Origin of the sequence: Pontibacter ummariensis (assembly GCF_900188175.1) — a bacterium.
Taxonomy (GTDB): Bacteria; Bacteroidota; Bacteroidia; order Cytophagales; family Hymenobacteraceae; genus Pontibacter; species Pontibacter ummariensis.
This window is the reverse complement of the sequence record NZ_FZOQ01000005.1, coordinates 201,316-216,771: the sequence shown is the minus strand read 5'-3', so window position 1 is coordinate 216,771 and position 15,456 is coordinate 201,316. Positions and strand designations below refer to the sequence as shown.

Below are 15,456 nucleotides of genomic sequence, written 5' to 3'. Positions count from 1 at the left end.
GAAAGATGCTTAGACAACAACAAGCAAGGATACAACACAAATATATTTAAACCCGTCTATAAATAAAACCATATTTCACTATATAGCAAAAACTAATAAAAAAGTTTTACCAAATTTCAGGAGGAGGTTTGGCATGAAGCTCAAAAAAGAGAATCCAGGCTTTAAAAGCGGATTTTACAGGGCCAAAAATTTGTGCTGAAAGAGTATCTTGCTGCATTGTTACCCTTAGCCCTGAACGATGAAAAAACTTTTCTTACTGTTTCTTTCTGCCTGTTGCTGTTCCTGCTTAATGGCACAACCTAAAAAGGCGGAACAGCGTGGAGCTGAAGCCAGAGAGCACATGATCAAAGCTTTTGGCGGCAGAAAAGCCCTGCAAGGGCTAAAAGAATTTCAGTACACCCTGCGGCGCACCACCTACCAGGCTGATCAGGTGATCCGTACCGAAACCCGTTATACCCTGGACCTCAGTCAGAACTACCTTACCGTCTGCGAAAAAACATCGGAGGGCGACAGCGTCCTAAAACAAATAGACCAGAGCGGTGCCTGGCTCATACAGCATGAGCACAAGCAGGCGCTCTCGCAGCAGGAGAAAGAGGCCTTGCAAAGGGTGTTCTTTTACAACTTTATCCCGATGCTGCGCAACGAGAAGCTCCGCTTCACATTTGTGAACGGCACTACTTACAAAGGCCGCCAGGCAGCTATTGTGCGCGTGTCGGACCCGGAAAACCCGAAGCTAGTATTAGACCTGTTTATGGATGCAGAAAACGGACAGATTCTTACCTCCTCCAAAGCAACTGAAGGCAGCCAAGATCCTTATCCCTACTTTGCGGACGAGCTGGAGTACAGTTCTATAGGGAAGGGCGTGATCTTTCCGCTAGTCTATCAAGTGTATGTAAACGGGAAGCTCTCGTCGGAGGGAAAATTCGAGGACGTAGGGCTAAAAAAGTAAAAAAAGAGAGCGACAGCTTAGGGTGGGAATGCAATGCTGTCGCTCTCTCTTATATTATAGGTAGGATGTAAAGTTCTTCTTATCCTGCCAGAACTGCCGGCAGGCTTCTCGTTGGCTCTCTACAAACTTGGAGTTACGCTTCAACTCCTTCCAGTTTCCGTAACCCAGGCGCTCACACAGCCTGAAAAAGTTATCTCCCTGGTTTTTTTGTCCTTTGATTCGTACAAGGGCGCTAAGCAAAGGGCGGCCTGCCGTGTGTTCCCTCTCTGATATCTCGTCTATAACTTCTGTCAGCATAGACTTTTCGTGCGGGTTGTCCAGGTTAAGGCCAAGCTCAGCCTCATAAATCAAGTTTTGGAAGGACATTAGGTGGGCTCTACCGCGAGCTACTTGAATCAGTTTCTTTCGTACGCGTGCATTCATAGTGCAAAATTATGGTTTACGCATTCAGCGGTCTCAAAAGCGCTCAGTTCACCCCAAGGACCGTTTTTGCATTACATTTAAAGTGATATATATCATTATAAACGTATTTTGCCAGGATATGGTTACAGCAACAGGTCAATTTATTCTGCCTGCTGCAGGATACCCTGATTTTATTGAAGAGAAGGCTGTTACAGGTATGCTGAAAGGCTTTTCCTGAAAAACTTTTCCTGCTTTACCTGCAAAATGCTACTGGCACACCAAAAACGCAAACGGCAACTCGTTTACCTACTGTTACAACTATCCGGGCAGCTTGTTCTGCTACTTGCCACTATAGGCCTTACGGCCCTTTTCGCTGTTCTCCGATTGTGCCCGCGCGGCCATGCTTCGCAACTGTGGCACCAGCATGTTCAGTTTGCAATAAAGCGATACGCGTGCTACTTTTTGGTTCGGTCTCATGATGATAACTTTCTTAGGTTGGATGTTACTGGAAGTATGACTTACTGAGTTTGGTTTATGCTTGGTGGCAGCCATGGCGGTTGTCAGACGAGTTTGCTTGGTTAAAGGCAAGGGCTTGTTTTCTGTTGTATTTCATAGTCTTGTCTGCGTACGAATTCTGGTTCTGTTCTTGCACCTGCGAAGCGTGAGCAGCAGAGAACAGGTTCATCGCAGCCCCGCTAACACGCTAAGCTTTTCTAAAACGAATGGGCTGTTCATTTGCTTTGCTACTTATTTTAGTCCTTAAAGGTAGCATTCTCTTTTATTTACACCCAATTATATTAGCAAAAACTTATTAACACTTTATCAACACCTTAAATTAACTAACTGTTTTAGCATATCACAAAAAGCACTTATTCCTGCTTACCCTTATTAAATGGCACTTTTTATGCACGCATATCGCTTATGCTTTAGAAAGCGTTATATTAGAAGGCTAAATGGGAGAGCCATAGAGCCGCCAATCTTTTTATGCATAACTCGCACCCTATTTTCCGCTTGCCACTCCTGATATGCCTGTTGGGCATGTTCTTGTTGCTGGCGGGGGTGTGTCAGGCGCAGGTAAGTCCTGTAGCCGACTCCACGCAAACAGATACCGTCCCACAGAACTTCAATGATCGCCTGCTGGAGAACCTAAAGGAAATGTCGCAGCGCAAAACCATCATGGGAAAGCTACTGAAGGCAGTGCTGGTTCTGGAAAAGGCGGAGGAAGTCTATGGCCTCAATGCCGAGCTGATCCAGCAGGAGTACGAGAAGCATAACTACAAGATCGTGCGCCGTATTGACATCCTGACCTTGGATGCCCTCGGCTACTCGATTAACGACACGTCCAAGGTACCGGACAGCTTCATGGAGAAAGCGGGCAACTCCCTACACGTAAAGACAGGCCGTGGGCAGGTCCGCAACAAACTCCTTTTCCGGAAAATGGAACCGTTGGAGCCACTCGCCCTGATTGAGTCGGAGCGTCTGCTCCGTCAGTCCCGGCACTTACTGGATGCCCGCATTGTCGTGAATGAAGCCACCACGACTGAAGACAGTGTGGATGTGTTTGTGGTAACAAAAGATATCTTTAGCCTGGGAGGCTCCGGCTCTTACACTCCCTCCTCGGGCAAAGGCCGCGTTTCCTTGCGCGAGCTGAACTTCCTGGGGCAAGGGCACCAGGTAGAGGGCTCTTACCGCTTTAACCTCCACAACAGGCCCAGGCCCTGGGAGGTATCCAGCTACTATAGTATTGAAAACATAGGCCGCTCATACGTTTCGGCAGACATGGCCTATGTAGACAAGAACTATTATAAGGAGAAAAGCGCTTTCCTGAGTCGCGACTTCTTTTCCACCAACACCAAGTATGCCGGTGCCGTAGGCATCAGCTGGATCGAGGAACGGTTCCTGTTGCCGTCCAGTCCGGAGGATACCCTTATCCGCTACGGCACGTTGAGCTTTAACCGACAGGATGTTTGGCTGGGCCGCTCCTTCAAGTTCAAAACCTATAACCTGGGCTATGAGCCCCGCAGCCGGGTTATCCTGGGCCTCCGCTTTATCAATACCAATTATGGGATGGTGCCCACCGAGAACTTTCAGGACAATAGGTTAGCCTTGGTCAGCGCCGGCTACAGTATCCGGAAGTATTACAAGGACCGCTACCTCTTTGGCTTTGGCCGGACAGAGGACGTTCCGGCAGGTACGCTCTTCTCTATTACGGCCGGGTATGAGAAAGGGGACCTGCGCGACAGAAAGTACTTCGGCACCTCTCTTTCCTTTGCGAAGTACAACGCCTCCCTTGGCTACCTGTATGCCAGTGCCTCCTACGGCTCTTTTATTCGGAATGAACAACTGGAGCAAGGGGTGCTGGGACTGGAGACGCTGTACTTCACGAAGCTCTCCGAATGGGGCAACTGGAAACTGCGTCACTTTGTGTGGGGGCGCGGCACTTTAGGCATCAACCGCTATCCGGAGGAGCTGCTCTCCATCAACAACGAAAGTGGCTTGCGGGGCTTCCGGTCCCACATGCTGCGCGGCTCCCGGCGTGTTACCCTTAATTACGAGGCGAACCTCTACACACCGCTATCGCTTTTGGGCTTTCGCTTGGCCACGGTGCTGTTTGCCGATGTGGCCTGGCTCTCCTCGGGCAACCAGAGTTCGCCGTTTAAAGAAGCGCCTTACCGGGGCTATGGCATTGGCTTCCGTTTCCGGAACGAGTTCCTCTCCTTCAGCACCATACAGTTCCTCATCAGTTATTATCCCAAACTGCCCCAAAACGATGACCTCAGGGGCTTTCGGGTGTTTGAGTCCTCGCGGCCGTACTACGACTTCCGCGACTTCCAGTTTACCCGTCCCGGGGTAGCTGATTTCCGCTAGTATACATTTTCAGGGAAGGGAAAAGGGCCGTGGGTGTGCTGTCACTTGTCTCCCTCCGGTTTTTACGGTGCCTTGCGCTTTCTTTTGTTTTTCCCGTAGTTATATAGGAAAGTACTATCTATCCCTTCCCTTATCTTTTAAGCGAGGGGGTATTTTGTTAAATTTGTAAGGAACACACCTTACAGCAACAAACAGCACAACGATATGGTAGACCTTGGTGATTATAACGAACTGGAAATAGCGCGGGAAGTAGATTTCGGGGTATACCTTGCCTCCGAAGATGGGGACATCCTGCTGCCCGGCAAATACGTGCCCAAAGATGCCCGCGTAGGAGACCACCTGCGCGTGTTCGTGTACCGTGACTCCGAAGACCGTATGATTGCCACTACCCTGGAGCCCTATGCCACCGTGGGGGAGTTTGCCTGCCTTACCTGCAAGGACACCTCCCCTTTTGGCGCGTTTCTGGACTGGGGGCTGGAGAAGGACCTGTTGGTGCCGCTAAACAACCAGAAAGACAAAATGCAGGTGGGCCGCAAGTACTGCGTGTACCTGTACCTGGACGAAACTACCGACCGGGTGGTAGCGACCTCCAAGCTGGGCAAGTACCTGCAGAACGACCAAATACAGCTGACGGAAAACGAGGAAGTACAGCTTTTGGTGGCAGGTTTTACCGAGATCGGCATCAAAGTAATCATTAACAATGCCTATATGGGCATCCTGTACAAAAATGAGGTGTTCCAGGACCTGCACCTGGGGGACAAGCTGACAGGCTACATCAAGACCATCCGCCCGGACAACAAAATTGACGTTACCCTCCGCAAGCCCGGCACTACCCAGAAGGCAGAATCAGACGAGGCCTCGGATAAGATCATGCGCGTGCTGCAGCAGGGTAATGGTTGGCTTCCACTGTCAGACAACAGCAGCCCGGAGGATATTTACAAAGCCTTTGGCATGAGCAAAAAGACCTTTAAGCGCGCTATCGGCGGTTTATACAAGGCAGGCAAGATAGAACTCGCCTCCGACAGTATCCGCCTGAAGCGTTAGCAAAAGAACATCCGGGCTCCGCTTAGCACGCAAACACCATAACCTAACAACCTTACTTAAGCTGGCCGGCTCACACCTACCCGGCGACAGACTATGCACCGAGTATTTTTACCTTTTGCACTTGCTACGGGCCTCCTGTTTAACGGGGCCCTTACAGCAAGCGGCACCACAAACCCAGACAACAAAGAAAAAGAGAACAAAGTTAAGACAACGGTAACGGCCCGCACCCAGACAGCACCTGTGATAGATGGAGTACTGGAGCCTGACATCTGGCACCAGGTATCCCCTGCCACAAACTTTGTGCGGTACGACCCTTTTAACGGCAAGCCCTCTTCACAGAAAACAGAGGTGTACATGCTCTACGACGACGAAGCGGTGTACATCGGAGCCATGCTCTACGACACGGCCCCGGACTCTATCCTGACGCAACTGGGTACGCGCGACTCCGGCGAGAACAACGCCGACATGTTCGGTGTGTACATCGACACCTACCACGACAAGCAGAACGCCTTTTCCTTTTTAGTATCGGCCTCAGGCGTACAGACCGACATTAAACTCTCGCAGAACGATGAGGACTGGAACTGGAATGCCGTTTGGGCCAGTAAGGTGTCGCGTAACGAGAAAGGCTGGGTAGTGGAAATGCGCCTGCCTTATGCCGCGCTCCGCTTTCCGAACGCAGCGGTACAAACCTGGGGGCTTAACTTTATGAGGGTCATCCGCCGCTCCCGGGAAAAGTCTTACTGGAACCACGTCGACAACTCAGTACAGGGTTTCGTGAACCAGGAAGGGCGTGCCATTGGCATAGAAGGGATCAAAGCCCCGGTGCGCCTCCAGTTTACCCCCTACGTTTCGGGTTATGTAAACCATTACTCGGGTAATGCCGATGGCAACAGTGAGATGAGCCATTCTGTGAACGGGGGCATGGATGTGAAGTACGGCATTAACGATGCCTTCACCCTCGACGTTACGCTGATCCCGGATTTTGGGCAAACGCAGTCGGATAACCAGGTGCTCAACCTAAGTCCTTTTGAGGTAAAGTACAGCGAGAACCGGCAGTTCTTTACCGAGGGCACAGAGCTGTTTAACAAAGGGAGCCTTTTTTACTCCCGCCGCATCGGGGGTACGCCCCTGCTGCGCGGGACTGCAAAGGGGCAACTGGAGGCGCACGAGGAACTGACGGAGAACCCTGCCGTGAGCAGCCTGGTAAACGCCGCAAAGGTATCGGGCCGCACCCGCAAGGGGCTGGGCATTGGCCTGTTCAATGCCGTAACGCGCAATATGTTTGCCACCGCCGTGGATTCGCTGACGGGCGAAAGCCGGGAGATCCTCACCGACCCGGTTACGAACTACAATGTGTTTGTGCTGGACCAGACCCTTCCCCGTAACTCCTTCCTTACCTTTACCAACACCAACGTTACACGCGGCAAGGGGATTTACGATGCCAACGTGTCGGGGCTGCAGGTACGCTTTGCGGACAAGTCGAATACTTTTGCCCTGCGGGCAGGGGGCAACCTGAGCCAGCTGTACGGCAAGGATACGGATGGTGACGGTGCGTCAGACGGAACAAGCCTGGGCCACCAGTACAACATCAGCCTGGCGAAGGTAAGCGGCAACCTGCTGTACAGCCTCAACCACAACGTGGAGTCCGACACCTATGACATCAACGACCTGGGCTTTCTGCGGAACAACAACGAAATGAGCTCCTCGGCGCAGGTGAACTACAACTTCTACCAGCCCATCTGGAAGTTTCTGAACTGGAACAACCGCCTGACGGTGAGCCACGCTATGCTCTATGCCCCCCGCAGCTTCTCGAGCTGGGGCCTTAGCGGCAGTTCCGGGGGCAAGCTTCGGAACTTTACCTGGGTGGGCGTGAACTGGAGCGTGCGGCCTGAAGATGCAAACGATTACTTTGAGGCCCGTGCCTTTCCGAGAGTGTTTGTAAAGCCCCCGGCTTATGAGATCAGCGGGAACATCTCCACAGACTATCGCAAACGCCTGGCATTGGATGCCTCACTTGGCATCTGGCAGTCAGAGCGCTACAAGCAAAGCAGCAACTGGTGGAGCCTTAGCCCGCGCTTCCGCGTGAACGACAAGCTCCTGCTAGTTAATGGCAACAGCTTAAACCTGGAGCACCACGACATTGGCTACGTTGGCCACGACAAATACCTGCTACCCGAGCAGGGCATCGTGGATAACATCATTTTCGGTGACCGCGAAGTGAAGACGTTTACCAGTACCCTCTCCGGCTCTTACATCTTTAACGAGAATACCGGCCTTACACTAAATATGCGGCATTACTGGTCGCGGGCGGCCTATAACCGGTTCTTTGTGCTAACGGAGGAAGGAATGCTACAGCCTGTGTCGGCAGAGCGCCAGCAGGAGATGGACAGGTTCAAAGACATTAACTACAATGCCTTTAACATCGACCTGGTGTACAGCTGGCGCTTTGCGCCGGGCAGCGAACTGCGCGTGGTGTGGAAGAACGCGATACAGGATAACCACAACCAGATCGTAAAGGACTACTTCGATAATGTGTCCCGCACCTTCCAGGCCCCGCAAAACAACAATTTCTCTGTGAAACTGCTATACTTTATAGACTATATAGCCGTCAAGAACGTACTGTCTGCGTAAGTAAAACATCTTATGCAAAAAGTAAGGGACGCGTTAATTGTAGGAGCAAGCGGCCTGGTAGGAAGCCATCTTCTGACCCTGCTCCTGAAAAGTGAACGGTACAGCCAGGTTATATCGGTAGGCCGGCGTGAGCTGCCCCTGATCCATCCGAAGCTGGAACAGAAAGTTGTTGATTTTGATAACCTGAAGCAGTATGCCGCTGACCTGGTGGCCGATGATGTTTATTGTTGTCTGGGCACCACGATCAAGAAGGCTGGCTCCAAGGAAACATTCTACAAGGTTGACCACACGTATGTAGTGCAGCTGGCCGAAATCACCGCCGAAAAAGGAGCCTCCCAGTTTCTGGTTGTCTCGGCCATGGGCGCCGATGCCAAATCGCTTTTCTTTTACAATCAGGTAAAAGGAGAGATGGAGCGCGATGTACAGGCACAGCCGTTTACCGCTGTGCACATTTTCCGTCCTTCGCTGCTATTGGGGGAGCGGGAGGAACACCGAACCGGGGAAGAAATTGCCGCCAAAGTAATGAAGCCGCTGAGCGGCCTGATGATTGGGCCATTGGAAAAGTATAAGCCCGTGGAGGCAGAGGCAGTGGCGCAGGCCATGCTTTTCGCCGCCAGGCAAAACCAGCAAGGCGTGCACGTTTACCCCTCAGACGAGATCGGTGACATGGGCAAGGAACACTAGGCGAAGTTCTGCCGTAACTTGCAGTTAAATGTTTACCCGTATGCCCTCGCAGCAACCCTTGCACCACATTTTCCCGAAGGCCTCCCATTACGACCCGGACTGGGTGCGCAAGCATTCTATGGGTGAAAACGTGCTCTTCAACCTCGAAAGCCTTACAAAGTCACTGGCCCTGAAGCCGGGTATGCGCGTGCTGGATTTAGGTTGTGGCAAGGCCATCAGCTCTATCTTTCTGGCAAAGGAGTTTGGCGTAACGGTGTGGGCCGTGGATGAGGCGATCTCTGCCAGCGATAATTACCAGCGCATCTGCCAGGCGGGCTGCGAAGCCCAGGTAATTCCCTTGGAGGCCGATGCCCGTGCCCTGCCCTTTGCCGAGGAATACTTCGACGCAGTTATTGTGGTAGATTCCTACACTTACTTCGGCACAGACGAAAAGTACCTTCCCTACATTGCCCGTTTCATTAAGCCAGAGGGCTACATCGCCATTGTAGATGTCTGCTTTAAGGAAGAGATTCAAACACTGGAGCAGGTGCCGTCCTTTCTGCAAGAGGACTACCAGAACTACTGGTACTTTATCCACTCCATTGCCTGGTGGCGTCAGCTATGGGAAAAAACCGGGCTGGTGGAGATAGAGGCGGCACAGGAATTAGCCGAAGTAGAGCTGGTACGCGAGCACTACGTACAGGACTCAGAGCAGAAAGAGCAGGCAGACCCCTTTGCCAAGGCGCTGGCGCAGGACACCCAAGGCTTTGTCACGTTCTTTAAGCTGGTGGGCAGGCGCACCAAGAAGACAGCCTACCTGCAGGACTACAAGGTTGAAAGCAAAAAGTAGCACCCCGTACATAAAAAGGGCTTGTCGCTACGTTAAGATTTGTAATTTTGCAGCCGCTGGAAAGCACAGGCCTTCCACAGCATCCTCAGATCTTTCAACCACCGTAACTTATGAAGATTATTATCCGCATTTCTTTTATGCTGGCCCTGGTGCTCGGCTTATCTGCCGGTGCGCAGGCCCAGGAATACTCCACGGGAGTTGGTTTTAGAGGGGGAGCCGCCTCCGGTTTAACCATCAAGCACTTTATTCAGAATGATGCAGCCATTGAGGGTATCCTGAGCACCAGTTTTAAGTACAGGGGCGCCGTGGTTACCGTGCTGTACGAGAAGCACGCACAGGCCTTTGATGCACGCGGCCTGCAGTGGTATTATGGCCTGGGAGGCCACATCGGCTTTTACGATGGGCACCACTATTACAAGCGCGGGCACGACCATTACCACGATGACAATGTGTTCGGCTTGGGTATTGACGGCATACTAGGCCTGGAGTACTATATCCGGGATATTCCCTTCACCATAGGTGCCGATGTAAAGCCCTATATCAACATCCCGCGTGGCGGCGGCTTCTGGGACACCGCCCTACACGTGCGCTACGTATTTTAAGAAACAGAGAAACCCCAAACAACAAGGCCTGCGCTAGATCTAGCGCAGGCCTTGTTGTTTGGGGCCTCAGGCAATTAGGGTACATCTAACATGAAGCGGGTAACAGTTACCCCTCCCAGCACCCCGAACCCGTTGTGCACGTTGTTGTGTACATTAATATGCTCTGCAAAGGGATTATCATCTGTGCGGTGTTGCGCCTGCAGCGTTTTATAGTAGAGGTACTCATCCGCTGACAATTGCTGCACCTGCACTTCCAGGTACTTCGTGGCTCGCGCTTTATCACCCTGGAACCTGAGGGAGCTTTTACCAGGGAAGCTTATCTTCGAGAAGAAACTAATGCTGCCCGAGGTGTACAACTCATCGGTAAAAGGCTCGCCCAGTCTTAACCTCTCATCATTCCCGAACTCTGGCTCACTGTAGCTGTTCACCGAATAGGCTGGGTAGTTTTCTATCCGTGCATGGGCACTGTCCAGGGCGTAAACTACGATCCTATAGTAATTCTTTTCACCTCCTTTGTCTGCTATCGTTAGTTTCAGGTCTCCTTCCTTATAATAGCTGTCAGGGCTGGCAGGCGGAGAAGAGTCGAAACTCATACTTGGTACTGCGGTTTCAGCCGGCATCTTAACAGTAGCCTCTATGGGTTTAAACTTAAAGTAGGAAGCCTGTACTTTATATGTTTTGCCTGCTTCGGGCACAAAGCCTTTGGTTGCCTCATAGTAGCCCTGCATCTCGCTTGGCTGGTACTCACCGTGGTAGGTGCCGGTATGCTGATACACCTCTACTACCTGGCCAACCTCGTTCAAAAGCTTTACGTCCGCATCGGCCACGCCTGCCAGTGTTGCTTCTGACGACATAACACTTTGGCTTCTGCCCACAAAGAGCTGGCTAAACTTGTTCACCTGGTAGTTCTCTACTGTAGGCGCAGCGTTCATCAGCATCAGACGCAGGCTTAGTTGCGGCGTGTGTGCGGGTAAGTCCACATCCTGTTCCAACTCGCACCCAAACATGCTGCAGGCCGCCAGGAAAAGTAGCGCCAAAGATTTAAACTTAGACGTTCTCATACTTAAAACTTAAAGCTTTTGGAAAAGGAAGGAATGATCGGAAAGAGTGCTACCTGCCGGTAGGTTGACTTTTCGCTGCCCTTACCCCGCCCATAGTACATGTAAAAAGGATTCTGGCGGCTATAGGCATTGTACAGGCTAATGGTGTTCACTACCTCGCCCCAGGACTTCGGCTTCCTTTTGCTAAAGCCCAGGTCCATCCGATGGTAGGCCCGCATTCTGTAGTTGTTGCGGGAGCTGTAATGGTCTAGCGTTTCATTCTGCCCCACTATGTACCGCGACTCAGCCAGTGTAACAGCATTGCCTGTACCGTATACCCAGGTAGCAGAGAAGTTCCAGTTACGCGGCAGTTGGTGGAACAGCACAAGAGAGATATCGTGGCGGCGGTCGTAACGGTAAGGGAACTTCTCCCCGTAGTTGAGCTCGGCAAACTGCCTGTTTGCCCAGGAGAGCGTATAACCCACCCAGCCGCTGGTGTTGCCCACCTTCTTCTGCACAAAGAACTCCGCGCCATAAGCCCAACCCTTCCCCGCGGTCACTTTGTTTTCCCAGTTGTTGCTGATGGTTGTTGTAAAGTCAGAGCCCTCTTTGTACTCAATAATGCCGTTCATGGTCTTGTAATAGCCCTCCACACTTACCTCGTACTGGCCATCGAACAGGGTTTGGGCAGCCCCAAAGGCGTACTGGGCGGCACGTTGCGGCCTGACGAGGTCGGTGGCTGGTACCCAGAGATCGGTAGGAAGGCCAATGCCGCTGTTGGTAAGCAGGTGAATAAACTGGCTGGTTTTAGCATAGGAGGCTTTAAGAGCCAACCTGTCGTTTAACAGGTAACGGGCTGCTATCCGCGGCTCGAACGACAGGTAAGACGCTCCGTTCACGAAGAAACTGTTCAGGCGAGCACCTATGTTCACCTTCAGCTTATCGCTTAGCCGCACATCATCCTCCACATAAACAGAGGCTTCTACAGCTGCTGTTTTAGAGCCTTCCTTTATGTCATTTATCTCATCCCCGTTGCCCTCGTCTGTCACCTGAATGGCTCCCGGCCTAAACTGGTGCTGTATCGCCTGCGTGCCGAAGCGCACATAGTGGTTAGGATTGGGCAAGTAATCGAAGTCTGTTTTGATGCTGTAGTCCCGGATGTTAGACAAGTATAGGAGCTCGGAACTGCTCTCACGCATAACCTCGGTCAGGTTTCGGCTGGTGCTTTCAGTCTGAATATTGATATCGAATTGGTAGCGGCTATACGTGGCGGTGGTGTTAAGAAACAACCTGTTGTTCAGCACGCGGTTCCAGCGCAGGCTCAGCATGTTATTGCCCCAGTCCAGGCTGGCTTTGTCCTTGTTGTAATTGCTTATGTTGTCATAAACATAGGTGTTCTCATAGCGGGAATGAAATTTATCCAGGCCGGTATAACCGCTGAGGTACAGGCGGTCTTTAGAGGAGATCCTGTAATTCAGCTTTGCATTAAAGTCGTGAAAGAAGTAGCCGACCACTCCCTGGTCTTTTTTCATGAAGGGGCGGGCCAGGGCATCTGCATAAGTCCTGCGGGCCGAGATGATAAAGGAGGCAGTGTCCTTTTTAAGGGGGCCTTCGAGGGTAAGTTTGGAAGCAATCAGCCCGATAGCCCCCTCGCCGTGAAACTCGTTCATGTTGCCCTCTTTCATGCTGATGTCCAGCACGGAGGAAAGCCTGCCACCGTAGCGGGCCGGGAAGCCTCCTTTCACTAACTCGATATGATTCAGGGCGTCAGCGTTAAACACCGAGAAAAAGCCGAACAAGTGGGTGGCGTTGTACACAGGCGCACCATCCATCAGGATCAGGTTCTGGTCCGGGCCGCCACCACGCACGTACAGACCACTAGCACCTTCCGTACCAGACTGCACCCCCGGCAGCAACTGTAAAGTTTTGATCACATCCACCTCGCCTAGCAAGGCTGGCACTGCTTTCAGCTGCTCGATAGGCACGGAGATGGTGCTCATGCGGGTAGTCTCCTCGATCTTTTCCTCTTTTGCGGCCACTACCTCCACTGTTTCCAGGCTGGTCATGTTTGCCTGCAAGCTGTAAGTATACTGCAGGTCCTCTGTTAATCTTAGCTTCAGGCTTTGCCGCGCATATCCCACATAAGAAGCCACAATGGCGACCGAGTCAGCAGCAGTAAAGCTTAGGCTATAAAAGCCATAGCTGTTCGTAGTGGTTCCCTGTCCGGACTTAACATCGAACACAGCGGCGCCGATCAAGTTCTCACCGGTCTGGGCATCCCGTACATAACCGCTAACCGTGTAACGCTGCTGGGCAATAGTAGTGGAAGCAAACAGCAGGAGTAAAAGGCAAGCAAATGCCTCTTTGCTGCTTTTAAAGGCAGGAAAAGTTTGTTTCATGTTGTAGTAATCAGTGCGTAGCGAGAAGATTGTCCAAGGAAGGTACTAATTCTCTCCCCTTTACTACAACAGAAAGTATAAATATATTTTTATTTTAATAGAGACGGCTACCTCTTATGGAGGTAGCCGTCTCTATTAAATCAGGTTCTTCTGTTCGTCTAAAAGGCAATGTGCATGAGGGCATCTCCCTGGTTTACTACGGGCATGTTGTTCAAACCTACCACATAACCGGTTGCCGGAGAGTTCAGCCGTACCTCCATCTCGCCATAGGGGTCTGTGATGCTGCCAATGTACTGGTTCTTCTTTACCTGGTCTCCCAGTTTTATAAAGCTACGCCACAAACCGGCATTCTTCGCCCGGAGCCACACGTCTTTCATGCATACAACGCTTTCTTCTGTGGCTGGTGTGTAATTGGCCATCATCCCCAGGTGATGCAACACACGACAAGTCCCCTCTATCCCAAGGTTTATCCCTTTCTCGTCGAAGCGGAGCGACTCGCCCGTTTCATACACCAGGATAGATTTCCCCAGCTTGCCCGATTCTTTGCGCAAGGACCCCTGCCGGTAAGGCGCATTCAGGATAAAAGGGGCGGCAAAGGCTTTGGCTAACTCCTCGTTACGGTAATCCCCCAACACGCAGCGTATTTGGGGGTAGTTTGCCCGGCTGGAACCTCCCGTATGATAGTCGAGGCCATAGTCTATGTATGGCACCACTTCTTTCATAAAACGGTAAGCCACACGGCTCGCCAGAGAACCATCCCGGTTCCCGGGAAAGCTCCGGTTCACATCTTTCCCGTCGGGCACCTCTCTGGAGAAGTTCAAAAAGCCATAGATGTTTAGGACAGGTACGGCAATGATGGTCCCTTTCAGCGGGTAAAGCATCTTCTTGGAGAGCATCCGCCGGATGATCTCGGTACCGTTCACTTCATCGCCGTGCATGCCGGCCATTACCAGCACCACCGGCCCGTCATGCACGGAGCGAAACACATAAATGGGAATTTCTATGACCGTGCCGCTTGGCAGCTTACTGATTACCAGCTTGGTCAACACCTTCTCGCCACGGTCTATGTGCTGACCGTTGATTACAATGGTTTCGGGCATGCTACTCCTTTATCTTTTTCTTTGGCTTCTTCTGTGCCAGCCCTTCCACATACTCTATAATTTTGGCGGCAATGTCCTTTTGAGTGGCCCGCTCAATGCCTTCCAGGCCTGGCGAGGAGTTTACTTCCAGGATCAGTGGCCCGCGCTTGGACTGCAGCATGTCTACGCCGGCAATGTTCAGCCCCAGCGATTTGGCGGCCAGCAGGGCCGCGGCTTTTTCCTGACGGCTCAGCTTGATCAGCTCGGCCTTGCCCCCCCGGTGCAGGTTAGAGCGGAACTCGCCTTCCTTGCCCTGCCGCTTCATGGCCCCCACTACCTCCCCGTTCACCACAAAGGCACGGATGTCGGCACCGCCCGCCTCGGCGATAAACTCCTGCACAATAATGCGCGCCTTCAGGTTATGGAAAGCCTCGATCACAGACTCCGCCGCTTTGCGCGTCTCAGCTAGCACCACCCCCAGGCCCTGCGTGCCTTCCAGCAGCTTGATCACCAAAGGGGCTCCTCCTACCTCTTTCACAAGCTCTGAGGTTTGCTTGGAGTAATTGGTAAAGGCTGTCTTCGGCATGCCCAGCCCAGCGCGGGAGAGAATCTGCAAACTGCGCAGTTTGTCCCGCGAACGCACAATGGCCTGTGAGTCCACGGCGCTCTTCACCTTCATCATCTCGAACTGGCGCACTACCGCCGTACCATAAAAAGTAACAGACGCCCCGATCCGCGGAATAACAGCATCTATGTCCGTCAATCGTTCTCCTTTATACAATATGTGCGGGTCCCCCTGCTCAATGACCAGGTCACAGCGCAGGTGGTCCAGAATTACGGCCTCATGCCCCCGCTGCTGGATTGCCTCTACCAAACGACGGGTAGAGTACAGCTTAGGGTTACGGGAGAGAATGGCTATTTTCATAAAA

At 52.0% G+C, this 15,456-nt stretch carries 13 protein-coding genes; 7 read left to right on the top strand and 6 right to left on the bottom strand.

Annotated features, from left to right (window positions below):
- The first annotated feature begins 340 nt into the window (after positions 1–340).
- Complete coding sequence (locus CHB92_RS07770) at positions 341–949, top strand: hypothetical protein (protein WP_089318623.1); 609 nt, start codon at positions 341–343, stop codon at positions 947–949.
- A gap of 54 nt (positions 950–1,003) precedes the next feature.
- Here CHB92_RS07770 and CHB92_RS07765 read toward each other — a convergent pair whose 3' ends face one another.
- Together CHB92_RS07765 and CHB92_RS25775 are read right to left on the bottom strand one after the other, a co-directional pair.
- Positions 1,004–1,315, bottom strand: a complete 312-nt coding sequence (locus CHB92_RS07765) for a hypothetical protein (protein WP_089318622.1) — start codon at positions 1,313–1,315, stop codon at positions 1,004–1,006.
- Positions 1,316–1,690: 375 nt separating this feature from the next.
- Complete coding sequence (locus CHB92_RS25775) at positions 1,691–1,828, bottom strand: hypothetical protein (protein WP_179222985.1); 138 nt, start codon at positions 1,826–1,828, stop codon at positions 1,691–1,693.
- Positions 1,829–2,335: 507 nt separating this feature from the next.
- Here CHB92_RS25775 and CHB92_RS07755 point away from each other — a divergent pair.
- The 6 genes from CHB92_RS07755 to CHB92_RS07730 all read left to right on the top strand — a co-directional run bounded on the left by CHB92_RS07755 (position 2,336) and on the right by CHB92_RS07730 (position 10,009).
- A complete protein-coding gene (locus CHB92_RS07755; protein ID WP_089318620.1) occupies positions 2,336–4,219 on the top strand; it encodes a BamA/TamA family outer membrane protein in 1,884 nt (627 codons plus the stop codon).
- 204 nt (positions 4,220–4,423) lie between these two features.
- Positions 4,424–5,263 (top strand): CvfB family protein, encoded by an 840-nt coding sequence (locus tag CHB92_RS07750; RefSeq protein ID WP_089318619.1) that lies wholly within the window; start codon positions 4,424–4,426, stop codon positions 5,261–5,263.
- 93 nt (positions 5,264–5,356) lie between these two features.
- Entirely contained in the window at positions 5,357–7,894 is a 2,538-nt protein-coding gene (locus CHB92_RS07745; RefSeq protein ID WP_089318618.1) for a DUF5916 domain-containing protein, read from the top strand.
- 12 nt (positions 7,895–7,906) lie between these two features.
- Complete coding sequence (locus CHB92_RS07740; RefSeq protein WP_089318617.1) at positions 7,907–8,578, top strand: oxidoreductase; 672 nt, start codon at positions 7,907–7,909, stop codon at positions 8,576–8,578.
- Positions 8,579–8,618: 40 nt separating this feature from the next.
- Positions 8,619–9,407 carry an SAM-dependent methyltransferase gene (locus CHB92_RS07735; protein WP_089318672.1) on the top strand — a complete coding sequence of 263 codons (789 nt, stop codon included), beginning with the start codon at positions 8,619–8,621 and terminating at the stop codon, positions 9,405–9,407.
- Positions 9,408–9,517: 110 nt separating this feature from the next.
- Positions 9,518–10,009, top strand: a complete 492-nt coding sequence (locus CHB92_RS07730; protein WP_089318616.1) for a hypothetical protein — start codon at positions 9,518–9,520, stop codon at positions 10,007–10,009.
- Positions 10,010–10,083: 74 nt separating this feature from the next.
- Here CHB92_RS07730 and CHB92_RS07725 read toward each other — a convergent pair whose 3' ends face one another.
- From CHB92_RS07725 to rimK, 4 genes are all read right to left on the bottom strand, one after another.
- Positions 10,084–11,070 carry a DUF4249 domain-containing protein gene (locus CHB92_RS07725; RefSeq protein WP_089318615.1) on the bottom strand — a complete coding sequence of 329 codons (987 nt, stop codon included), beginning with the start codon at positions 11,068–11,070 and terminating at the stop codon, positions 10,084–10,086.
- A gap of 2 nt (positions 11,071–11,072) precedes the next feature.
- Positions 11,073–13,448, bottom strand: a complete 2,376-nt coding sequence (locus tag CHB92_RS07720; RefSeq protein WP_089318614.1) for a TonB-dependent receptor — start codon at positions 13,446–13,448, stop codon at positions 11,073–11,075.
- 158 nt (positions 13,449–13,606) lie between these two features.
- A complete protein-coding gene (locus CHB92_RS07715) occupies positions 13,607–14,548 on the bottom strand; it encodes a succinylglutamate desuccinylase/aspartoacylase family protein (RefSeq protein WP_089318613.1) in 942 nt (313 codons plus the stop codon).
- 1 nt (position 14,549) lies between these two features.
- Positions 14,550–15,452 carry a 30S ribosomal protein S6--L-glutamate ligase gene (rimK, locus tag CHB92_RS07710; RefSeq protein WP_089318612.1) on the bottom strand — a complete coding sequence of 301 codons (903 nt, stop codon included), beginning with the start codon at positions 15,450–15,452 and terminating at the stop codon, positions 14,550–14,552.
- Between the last annotated feature and the right edge of the window lie 4 nt (positions 15,453–15,456).